The 10763-nt window shown below is 40.2% G+C and carries 8 protein-coding genes; 1 reads left to right on the top strand and 7 read right to left on the bottom strand.

Annotation, left to right across the window (positions count from 1 at the left end; translation table 11 throughout):
* Positions 1–653: 653 nt before the first annotated feature.
* Both BW142_RS19650 and BW142_RS19645 read right to left on the bottom strand, forming a co-directional pair.
* Complete coding sequence (locus BW142_RS19650; protein ID WP_076926047.1) at positions 654–2447, bottom strand: choice-of-anchor I family protein; 1794 nt, start codon at positions 2445–2447, stop codon at positions 654–656.
* An 83-nt stretch (positions 2448–2530) separates the two neighbouring features.
* The gene (locus tag BW142_RS19645; RefSeq protein ID WP_076926046.1) at positions 2531–3760 is read right to left on the bottom strand and encodes an acyltransferase family protein; all 1230 of its coding nucleotides are present in this window, start codon (positions 3758–3760) and stop codon (positions 2531–2533) included.
* A 144-nt stretch (positions 3761–3904) separates the two neighbouring features.
* Between BW142_RS19645 and BW142_RS19640 the strand changes: the two genes are divergently transcribed.
* Positions 3905–4747, top strand: a complete 843-nt coding sequence (locus tag BW142_RS19640) for a LytTR family DNA-binding domain-containing protein (protein ID WP_076926045.1) — start codon at positions 3905–3907, stop codon at positions 4745–4747.
* A 26-nt stretch (positions 4748–4773) separates the two neighbouring features.
* On the opposite strand, the gene glmU is transcribed toward BW142_RS19640, so the two are convergent.
* From glmU to atpA, 5 genes are all read right to left on the bottom strand, one after another.
* Positions 4774–6132 (bottom strand): bifunctional UDP-N-acetylglucosamine diphosphorylase/glucosamine-1-phosphate N-acetyltransferase GlmU, encoded by a 1359-nt coding sequence (gene glmU, locus BW142_RS19635; protein WP_076926044.1) that lies wholly within the window; start codon positions 6130–6132, stop codon positions 4774–4776.
* 304 nt (positions 6133–6436) lie between these two features.
* Positions 6437–6859, bottom strand: a complete 423-nt coding sequence (locus BW142_RS19630; protein ID WP_007377666.1) for a F0F1 ATP synthase subunit epsilon — start codon at positions 6857–6859, stop codon at positions 6437–6439.
* Between the two features lie 13 nt (positions 6860–6872).
* Positions 6873–8258: a F0F1 ATP synthase subunit beta gene (atpD, locus tag BW142_RS19625; RefSeq protein WP_024599969.1), complete on the bottom strand. Its 1386-nt coding sequence runs from the start codon at positions 8256–8258 to the stop codon at positions 6873–6875.
* Between the two features lie 33 nt (positions 8259–8291).
* Positions 8292–9152 carry a F0F1 ATP synthase subunit gamma gene (gene atpG / locus BW142_RS19620; protein WP_008172041.1) on the bottom strand — a complete coding sequence of 287 codons (861 nt, stop codon included), beginning with the start codon at positions 9150–9152 and terminating at the stop codon, positions 8292–8294.
* A gap of 60 nt (positions 9153–9212) precedes the next feature.
* Positions 9213–10754, bottom strand: a complete 1542-nt coding sequence (atpA, locus tag BW142_RS19615; RefSeq protein WP_024599968.1) for a F0F1 ATP synthase subunit alpha — start codon at positions 10752–10754, stop codon at positions 9213–9215.
* Positions 10755–10763: the final 9 nt, after the last annotated feature.

Here is a 10763-nt window from a genome sequence, read left to right as displayed (position 1 = left end):
CGCCAGCGTTCAATCTGAGCCATGATCAAACTCTTCAATTAAAAAGTTTTATGTCTTTCGACAGCTCAATGAATTCTGAATTTATTTTAATATCTTTCGATATTGAATTGACTGTGCCGAATAATTACCGAAATAACTATTCTGTTGGTCACTCAGTTTTCAATTGAGACTCTAATTTGTTTGCCTCGCTACCTAAGTAGGTTGGCTGTTAGAACTCAATCTGTACGAGTGCCCACACAGATGATTGCTTTATATTGTTAAAGAACGTTTTGAGTCGCTTTAGCGTCTCAAGGGATGCGAATAATACACCCTTTATTTTTCGAGTCAACACTTTGTTTTAAATTTTCTTTTGGAAGATTTAAAACCGAAGTTTTATTTAACTCTCTGAGGTAGTTCGTGCCTCGCTATGCGTTGGCGTTTCCCGTCTCAGTGGGGTCGCATTATAGGGAGATTCGAGCGGGGGTCAATGTTTTATTTCAGCTTTTTGACAATTAAATGAATTTAGTATGAAAGCTATACAAATAAAGGGCTGCAGGATACTTTTAGTTCAAAAAACACCCACAACTTATGTATCAATTGATTATGTATTTGTAAGGTTTAAACTAAGCTGTATATTAAACAAACAACATACAGCTTTATTTAAAATTAAAGATTTATTTAGATGCTATTTCCCATACGGCAATAGAGCCTGATATTTCATTTCCAACGATTAAGAGTGGGTTTCCAGTGGCACTTTGCTCTGCTGAAACGAATACCATTCCTTCAGGTGCTAAATCGCCTGTAATATTCGCTCCTTTAATTAAGCCTCTATTATAGAAGTAATCTTCAAATTGCACATTGTATGGATTAGTAATGTCGTAAGCCATAATACCGCCCATACGTTCTAAACCAATAAAAGCAAATGTACGATCGTCAATTTTACCAATAGCCAGCGCTTCAGGCTCTGCGCCTTTATCATCTGAACGTGAGTCTCCATTGTTTTCATCTTCATTATTGTTAAATGATTCACCATGCACAGATGCTGTTATACGTGCTATATCGTCACCTGAATCAAAAACCACCAGCCCATTGCTATCCCAAATAGTAAAAGAACGTGCGCCATAGCCGTAAAGCGATTCGTATTGTCCGTCGTTATTGGTATCGCCTTTTATTGTTGTTACTTTTAAGCGACCAATATCATCATCGTCGTTATTTAAGTAATCAAAATTAGCAGCAAGAGTTAAGTCTTCAACGCGGCTTTCATCTATATAAGCTAAGCAGCCATCGTCTTCATCGTAATCAAGTCCGCCCTTTGCTATACAGTCTGCTTCATCCGTTGTATCAAAAAAGTATTCTCTTGCGTCACCTTCGTTGGCAGTGACTATAAAGTTAGCGCCTTTCCAACTAAAGCTTGAGATAGTATCGGGCTGGTACATACCATAGAGCCCTGGGTACGATTTAAAATTAACGCCGCCATCTTTATCTGAGGCATCAAGTTGTAAGCTTGACCAATCTTTAAAGCCTAAACCCTTTAGCTCAAGACTGTTGTCTTGTAGGTTAACTATTGCAAGTGCATTGTTTTCTTGAATAGATACATAAGCATATTTGTTATCTTTAGAAATGCTAACGTACTCGGGCTCTAAATCCATAGCTACTGTGGTATTTATTAGATTACCGTTAATAGTACGACCATTTGGGTTTGCAAAAACTACCCCTTGCGCTTCTAGTTCGGTTTGTTTGTTGTTATAGGCTTTAAAATCAATATTTATTGCTGTATCGGCTATTACATTATTTGTTATATCGATAATACTAATAGAACCTTCAGGATCTACGCTGTAGTCGCCACTTGGTTCACCTTCGTTAGCAACCACTGCCTTTGCGCCATCGTGGGTGAACGTCACCATGTCTGGTAAAAATCCGACTGTAACATTTTTAATAAATACAGGTGAGTCGCCGCTTATATCGTAAAAAGCAATTTGCCCTTCATCACCCGTGCTTTCAGCAGCCATTGCAACCGCTAGTAAATTATTGTTTTCATCAATAGCAATGCTGTTTGCATCGCCTTGGGTGTGCTCGTTCAAAGGCAACGTAATGACCGAGGTTAAGTTTGTGGCGCTTATAACCCCTTCGTTATCTTTAACAAGTGCGGCAGTATCAAAGGTGTCGGCGGGTAAAATATTAACAACAGCATTATCACCTGAACTGTTAATAGCGTAAATCCATTTTTTAGATGCTTGATATGCAACTATTTCAGCCGCACCTTCTGGGCTTTGTGCATTTAATACACCTCTACCCACAAGGTTAATATTTAATGCTGAATTGGCATTTATACCATTTAACCCATTAGTTCCACCTGCGCCTTGTTCTCCCTGTAATCCTTGAGAACCGTTTTGACCATCGTCACCATCAAGTGAGCAACCAGTAAGAACAGATATAAGTGACAGCGCGATAATTGATTTTTTAAACATGTGATTTTCCTTAGTATTGTATTTGCTAAATATCAACACACCGGCATGACAAGATTATGGCAATTTTAATACAGCCTCTTAGCCTAAGTGATTAGCTTATACGCTAGCGGAGTTGTTAAAATTAAAGCGGCCGTATAGCCAATCGTTTTTACAGTCGAGGAATACTCTCGTTTAATTGCAACCCCTAGCAAAGGTCTAAATACATCAATACGTGTAATACTCCATGTTATGACACCGCAAAAAGACCAAGTCCCTGTAATAATAATGAATGGTTCAGCAACAGGCCCTAAACTTAAAGGTTGCAGTAAAAAACACAAAATAATCAATATGCTTTGATGCAATAAATAAAAGGGAAACACCCATGCATTGAGTTGCTTTAAATAGTAGGTATTAAAATTTAAAAATCGGTGAGCGAGCGCTAGTACAAAAAACACACCTACTATACGTTGAATATTGTAGCTACCGATTAAAATAAAATGAGGGAAAGTAAACGCCTTTTGATAGCTTAATATTATAAGTACTAACAAAACAGAAAAACTCAAAGCCAGTAATACCAAATTTTTATTCAAGCAGTTCCAAAAATAAGTGTTTTTAGCAAGTATGTATCCAGCGAGTAGTAGCATAAAGCCATTAGTTTCTCTGATTGAATCGCCAGTTAAGTAATGGCTTGTAAATAGTATGGTAATAGTGAGCAAGATAATTAAAAGCCCAAATGACACCCCCCCTTTAACAAAGGCTTTTAAAGGCGCAATAAAAGGCAAGCGTGCAAAAAGAGTTAAAACAATAATGATCAGCATAAATTGCCACAACGAGCGCAAATACCATAAGTGATTTACATCCACATTCGGCCACACACCAGACTGATAATTAATAAAAAGCGTATTGTTAGTCTCTATAAAAGCTAAATAAAATTGCCAATAGCTAATATCAATAACACCTTGCTGTGACATTTCTGCAAACAGCTGTAAAGGCACGATTAACCATAACCCCACCAGCAAGGGTAATAGTAAAAAAATAGAGCGGTATAAGGTGAAATGTAACCAAGACTTAAAGCTGCGTACTTTATCAATCATAAAACGCAGTGCTACGCCCGATATAAACCAAATGAGCAACATGCGCCAAGGTGAAAACACCAACATTAAATATTCAACATACTGTGATGTATAATTACTTTTAAAATGAAATCCCCAGTTTTCGCTATACAACATGCCAATGTGATAAAAAATTAGCGACGCAAATGCGATTACCCTAAGCCAGTCAAGATAATATTTACGCGAATTAATTAATGAAGGTTGTTGTACTTGAGTGCTCATGCTTTTACTACTTTATGTATGTTATGCGTTATTGATACCTAAAGATCTCGCTAAAACTATCTATAAGTGCTTATATTACAAGCAATAGTGATAAAAGGTGGTATACAGGGATAAGCGTGCCACATCAGCAATAAGCATACATTTATGAACCTACAGCACTTTCAACGTTTTCAAAGCATTTACGCATCAGTATTACTGTGTGCTTACGTATTAATTAATAATACAGTAAACGCTACAACCCAAATAATGGAAGCCCAAAGAGAAGGCGCTTTAACTTTTTTAATGTGGGAGCCATTTGTTTGGGAGTATTCAAGTGCCTTGAGTACTTTGCTTATATTTCCTATTTTAATTTGGTTTTTAAGACACTTACCTTTTAATTGGCAAAACATTACGGCCTCTTTAGGTATGTACTTTGGTGCCTCTATTATATTTAGCGTGTTACACGTTGGTATTATGGTGGGGGTTCGTAAATTCATATATTTGTTGAATGATGGGTCTTACAACTTTGGACTTAGCTGGTTTGAGCTTATTTATGAATACCAGAAAGACGCTATAAGCTTTGTGTTTTTCATCGTACTTATCAAAGTATATCAATACGTGGTGCAGCAGTTACTAGGTGAAGCCTCTTCAATTGAAGAAAGTGAGCTGCAAACAACATCGACCATAAACCGCTTATTAGTTAAAAAGCTCGGTAAGGAATTTATTATAAAAATAGAGGATGTTGATTGGCTTGAATCGTCAGGTAATTATGTAAACCTACATATAGGCTCACGCATATATCCGTTAAGGGCAACGCTTACAGCATTGAGCAAACAACTTGAAGTACAGGGGTTTTGTAGAATTCACCGCAGCCATGGCGTAAAACTAGATAAAGTGGAGTCCATTACACCACTCCCCAGTGGCGACAGTGAAATAAAACTAACAACAGGTAAAGTACTTAACTTGTCTAGACGCTATAAAGAGCAATTTAAACTTCAGCTAAAATAAAAAGGCTACCTAAGTAGCCTCTATTGTTATTTTTTAACAGGTCGTTTCCAGCCAGTTAAATTACGCTGCTTAGAGCGTGCGATTGCTAGTTGATCATCTTCAACAGTACTGGTGATCACAGAGCCTGCACCAATTGTTGCAGTTGCACCTATATTTACAGGGGCAACGAGTGATGAATTAGAGCCAATAAAGGCATTATCGCCAATAATAGTTTTTGCTTTATTAACACCATCGTAGTTACAGGTAATAGTGCCAGCGCCAATATTCACTTTTTCGCCAATTTCAGCATCACCTAAATAACTTAAGTGGTTGGCTTTAGAGCCTTTACCTAATCGGGTTTTTTTCATCTCTACAAAGTTACCAATGTGCGAGTCTTCTTCCATTACAGCGCCAGGGCGAAGGCGAGCATAAGGACCCAGCGTACATTTATCAGCAACTGTGGCATCTTCAATCAGTGTATTAGCTTTAATGACAACGTTATCGCCAATACTACAATTTTTAAGTACGCAGTTTGGACCTATTTGTACATTGTTACCAAGCGTGACCGTGCCTTCAAAAATAACGTTTATATCAATTAATACGTCTTCGCCTGTTTTAACATCGCCACGTACATCAATACGCGCCGGGTCGGCTAGGGTGGCACCATTTAACATTAACTCTTCTGCTTGCCATGCTTGATAAGCACGCTCTAAGCCTGCAAGTTGTACGCGGTTGTTTGCGCCTTCAACTTCCATTGCATGATCTGGCTGCGCTGAAGTAATCTCTACACCTTCACTGTGAGCCATAGCAACAATATCTGTAAGGTAGTATTCGCCTTGTGCATTGTTGTTAGATAGATTGCCTAACCATGTTTTTAAAAGCTTACCGTTAACCGCCATAATGCCGGTGTTTACTTCGCTAATAAGTAACTGCTCTGCACTTGCATCTTTTTGCTCAACAATACCAACAAGCTTGCCATTTTCACGCAGCATACGTCCGTAACCATTTGGGTTAACCAAATTAACTGTTAATACCGCTAAACCATTTTTAGGTGTTGTAGCTAATAAGCGCTCAAGCGTTGATTGCTTTGTAAGTGGTACATCGCCGTATAAAACAAGTACGGTGTCGTCGTCATTAATGTGTGGGTTAGCTTGAGCTACTGCGTGGCCAGTACCAAGTTGTTCTGCTTGGAGTACCCAATTTACATCGTTATCGGCAAGTTGTTTTTGTAATAGTTCGCCGCCGTGTCCGTAAACTAAGTTTGTAGTTGTTGCACCTAATGCCATCGCATTATCAATGACATGCTGCACCATTGGTTTACCTGCAACGTTGTGCAGAACTTTAGGTAGAGCAGAGCGCATACGAGTACCTTTACCCGCAGCAAGAATAACTGTTGTTAGAGCCATTAAAACAATTTCCTTTTTTCGTTGTTTTAGCTAAATAAGTTTTATGTTTGATCAGAAGATTACGTAAATCACTTCTTGTGCAAATACTCAGTAGGTTAGTTTATTAGTACTGAATCTTGACTGAAAAACACACTTAATTGAATGGCGTTATTGTAGCGAGGATTGGTTAAGGATATAAGTGTAAATGTGTAGATAACAATCTGATAAACCCATTATTTAGCATTTATAAAAAACGGCTATTAAATATCTAAATTATAGGCACAAAAAAGCCCACTCAAAGTGGGCTTTTAAAAACCGGATAGGCTTACTTGTGACGTAATTGCTGAATTACGCGTAACTGAGCAACTGCTTCTGCCAGTCGCGTAGCCGCTTGCTGATAATCAAACTCAACAGCTGACGAATTCGCCATATGTTCTTCAGCTTCACGTTTAGCTTTTTGTACAGAATCTTCATCTAAATCTTCACCACGAACCGCAGTATCTGCAAGAATCGTGATGTGATTTGGTTGAACTTCTAATGTACCGCCAGCAACATATATCACATCTTCGTGACCAAATTGCTTAACTAAACGTACCATACCAGGTTTAAGGGCAGTTAGTAGTGGAGCATGGCCTAGGTTTACACCCAGCTCGCCTTCACTACCAGATACTTGAATCGATTCAACAAGACCAGAGAACAAACTCTGCTCAGCGCTTACTACGTCAAGATGTACAGTCATAGCTGTCATACTACCCTCCTAGTTACATGCCTTTGGCTTTTTCTTGAGCTTCTTCGATAGAGCCAACCATGTAGAACGCTTGCTCTGGAAGGTCATCAAACTCGCCGTTTAAAATGCCTTTAAAGCCAGCAATTGTATCTTTTAGTGATACGTATTTACCAGACGCGCCTGTAAACACCTCTGCCACGAAGAATGGCTGAGATAGGAAACGTTGGATTTTACGTGCACGAGATACAAGTTGCTTATCTTCGTCAGAAAGCTCGTCCATACCTAGGATTGCAATGATGTCTTTAAGTTCTTTATAACGCTGAAGAACTGTTTGAACGCCACGTGCAATACCATAGTGCTCTTCACCAATTACTTGTGGATCAAGCTGACGTGAAGATGAATCAAGTGGGTCTACCGCTGGGTAGATACCAAGCGATGCGATATCACGTGAAAGTACTACTGTTGCGTCTAAGTGAGCAAAGGTAGTTGCTGGAGATGGATCTGTTAAATCATCCGCAGGTACGTATACCGCTTGGATTGAAGTAATTGAACCCGTTTTAGTAGAAGCGATACGCTCTTGAAGCACACCCATTTCTTCAGCAAGTGTAGGCTGGTAACCTACCGCTGATGGCATACGACCAAGTAGTGCAGATACTTCTGTACCAGCAAGTGTATAACGGTAGATGTTATCTACGAAGAAAAGTACATCGCGACCTTCGTCACGGAACTTTTCAGCCATAGTAAGACCAGTTAACGCTACGCGTAAACGGTTACCTGGAGGCTCGTTCATCTGACCGTATACAAGCGATACTTTATCAAGTACGTTTGAATCGTTCATCTCATGGTAGAAATCGTTACCCTCACGTGTACGCTCACCAACACCTGCGAATACTGAGTAGCCGCTGTGCTCGATTGCGATGTTACGGATAAGTTCCATCATGTTTACGGTTTTACCAACACCGGCACCACCGAATAAACCAACTTTACCACCTTTAGCAAACGGACATACAAGGTCGATAACCTTGATACCTGTTTCTAAAAGTTCAACTGAACTTGATTGCTCTTCGTAAGAAGGCGCTGCACGGTGAATAGACATACGGTCTTCTTCGCCGATTGGACCCGCTTCATCGATTGGCTCACCAAGTACGTTCATGATACGACCAAGTGTTGCAGTACCAACTGGAACTTGAATCGATTCACCTGTATTCATAACTAAAGCACTACGACGTAAACCATCAGTAGTACCCATAGCGATAGTACGCACTACACCGCCACCTAGCTGTTGTTGGACTTCTAAAGTCAAACCAGCTAAATCGCCATCTGTAACTCTTAGTGCGTGGTATACCGCTGGCACGCTATCTTGTGGAAATTCAATATCCACAACGGCGCCGATAATTTGGACGACCTTACCTAAACTCATGTCTATTCCTCTCGTTAATCTTTACCCGAAGCATTAAACTGCTGCTGAGCCAGAACAAATCTCACTAATTTCTTGTGTGATTGCTGCTTGGCGAGCCTTGTTATAAACAAGCTGTAGCTCATCCATAAGGTCACCTGCGTTATCAGTTGCAGCTTTCATTGCAACCATACGAGCAGCTTGTTCAGAGGCAGCATTTTCTACTACACCTTGGTATGCTTGAGACTCAATAAAGCGTACTAACAAAGACTCTAAAATAGCCTCTGGGTTTGGCTCGTATAAGTAATCCCATGTGTGAGCAGATACTTCTTCTTCAGCTTTTGGCAAAGGGAGTAACTGATCTATAATTGGCTCTTGCTTCATGGTATTAACGAACTTGTTATATACCAAGAATAAACGGTCTATTTTGCCTTCAGAAAATGCATCAAGCATTATTTTTACAGGACCAATAACATCTTGTACTGAAGGTTTATCTCCTAGGCCCGCTTTTTTAGCGAGTAGTTGACCACCAAAACGTTGGAAGAAACCAGCTGCTTTACTACCTAAAGTAGCAAATTCAGCATCAACACCTTTTTCTTTCCACGCTTTAACATCAAGTGCAACTTTCTTAAACTCGTTTGAGTTTAGACCGCCACACAGACCACGGTCTGTAGAGATAACAATATAACCAACTCGTTTTACTTCACGATCTTTTAAGAACGGGTGAGTAAAATCAAGATTTGCTTGAGCAACACGACCAATTACTTCACGTAATTTGTCAGCGTATGGACGGCTTGAAGCAACGCGTTCTTGCGCCCTTTTCATTTTAGACGCAGCAACCATTTCCATTGCGCTAGTGATCTTTTGAGTATTTTTAATACTCCCGATCTTGCTTTTAATCTCTTTTCCGCTGGCCATGACTCTCTCTCCGAATCAAGGTGTGCTTTAGTTTCCTAAAGCGCACCATTAATAACTAAATTACCAAGTTTGCGTAGACTTGAACTTCGTTAGAAGTTCTTTAAGCTGCGCTTCGATCTCGGCATTTAAGTTACCAGTTTCATTGATTTGAGCCACAAGCTCTGCGTATGTGCTACTTGCATAAGAAAGTAAAGCAGCTTCAAAGTCACCGATTTTCGAGATTTCGATGTCTTGAAGGAAGCCTTTTTCAGCAGCAAATAACGACAAAGACATATCAGCAACAGACATTGGCGCGTACTGTTTCTGCTTCATTAGCTCTGTTACACGCTCACCATGCTCAAGTTGAGCACGAGTTGCATCATCAAGGTCAGACGCGAACTGCGAGAACGCAGCTAATTCACGGTACTGAGCTAGGGCTAGACGGATACCGCCACCTAGTTTCTTAACGATTTTAGTTTGTGCAGCACCACCAACACGCGATACCGAGATACCAGCATTTACTGCCGGACGGATACCTGAGTTGAATAAGTCAGTTTCTAAGAAGATCTGACCATCGGTGATAGAGATAACGTTAGTCGGTACGAACGCAGAAACGTCGCCGCCTTGAGTTTCAATGATTGGCAATGCCGTCAATGAACCAGTTTTACCTTTTACTTCACCATTGGTGAACTTTTCAACGTAATCTGCGTTTACACGCGATGCACGCTCTAAAAGACGAGAGTGAAGGTAGAATACGTCACCTGGGTATGCTTCACGGCCTGGTGGACGCTTAAGTAGTAATGAAATTTGACGGTAAGCAACTGCTTGCTTAGACAAATCATCATATACGATTAATGCGTTTTCACCACGGTCACGGAAGTATTCACCCATAGTACAGCCCGCGAACGGTGCTAAGTACTGAAGTGCCGCAGATTCAGAAGCAGATGCAACAACTACGATAGTATTTGCTAGTGCACCATGCTCTTCTAATTTACGAACTACGTTTGCAATAGTAGACGCTTTTTGACCAATCGCAACGTACACACACTTAACGCCTGTGTCTTTTTGATTGATGATTGCATCGATTGCTAGTGCAGTTTTACCTGTTTGGCGGTCACCAATGATAAGCTCACGTTGACCACGACCAACTGGAATCATCGCATCAATAGATTTATAACCAGTTTGAACTGGCTCATCTACAGATTTACGCTCGATTACACCTGGTGCAATTTTTTCTACAGGTTCAAACCCGTCGTTATCTAGAGCGCCTTTACCATCGATTGGAGCACCTAGTGTGTTTACAACACGACCAAGTAGACCAGGACCAACAGGAACTTCTAAAATACGACCAGTTGTATATACTTTTACGCCTTCAGTAAGGTCAGCGTAAGGACCCATTACTACTGCACCAATTGAGTCGCGCTCAAGGTTTAGTGCGATAGCATAACGGCTGCCAGGAAGCTCAATCATTTCACCTTGCATACAGTCAGCAAGACCGTGGATGCGGATGATACCGTCAGTAACAGATACAATAGTACCTTCGTTACGAGCTTCACTTACAACTTCGAACTTCTCAATACGTTGTTTGATCAGATCTGAAATTTCAGTGGAATTAAGTTGCATGCTCTTTTT

This window comes from Pseudoalteromonas sp. EB27 (genome assembly GCF_001974875.1).
Taxonomy (GTDB): Bacteria; Pseudomonadota; Gammaproteobacteria; order Enterobacterales; family Alteromonadaceae; genus Pseudoalteromonas.
Note: the sequence above shows the minus strand (reverse complement) of the source record. Positions and strands in the feature narration are given on the sequence as shown.

Bases quoted from the DNA above. Each gene is read 5' to 3' on its own strand.
- BW142_RS19650 (WP_076926047.1), bottom strand. From the start codon at position 2,447: ATGTTTAAAAAATCAATTATCGCGCTGTCACTTATATCTGTTCTTACT.
- BW142_RS19645 (WP_076926046.1), bottom strand. From the start codon at position 3,760: ATGAGCACTCAAGTACAACAACCTTCATTAATTAATTCGCGTAAATAT.
- BW142_RS19640 (WP_076926045.1), top strand. From the start codon at position 3,905: ATGAACCTACAGCACTTTCAACGTTTTCAAAGCATTTACGCATCAGTA.
- glmU (WP_076926044.1), bottom strand. From the start codon at position 6,132: ATGGCTCTAACAACAGTTATTCTTGCTGCGGGTAAAGGTACTCGTATG.
- BW142_RS19630 (WP_007377666.1), bottom strand. From the start codon at position 6,859: ATGACAGCTATGACTGTACATCTTGACGTAGTAAGCGCTGAGCAGAGT.
- atpD (WP_024599969.1), bottom strand. From the start codon at position 8,258: ATGAGTTTAGGTAAGGTCGTCCAAATTATCGGCGCCGTTGTGGATATT.
- atpG (WP_008172041.1), bottom strand. From the start codon at position 9,152: ATGGCCAGCGGAAAAGAGATTAAAAGCAAGATCGGGAGTATTAAAAAT.
- atpA (WP_024599968.1), bottom strand. From the start codon at position 10,754: ATGCAACTTAATTCCACTGAAATTTCAGATCTGATCAAACAACGTATT.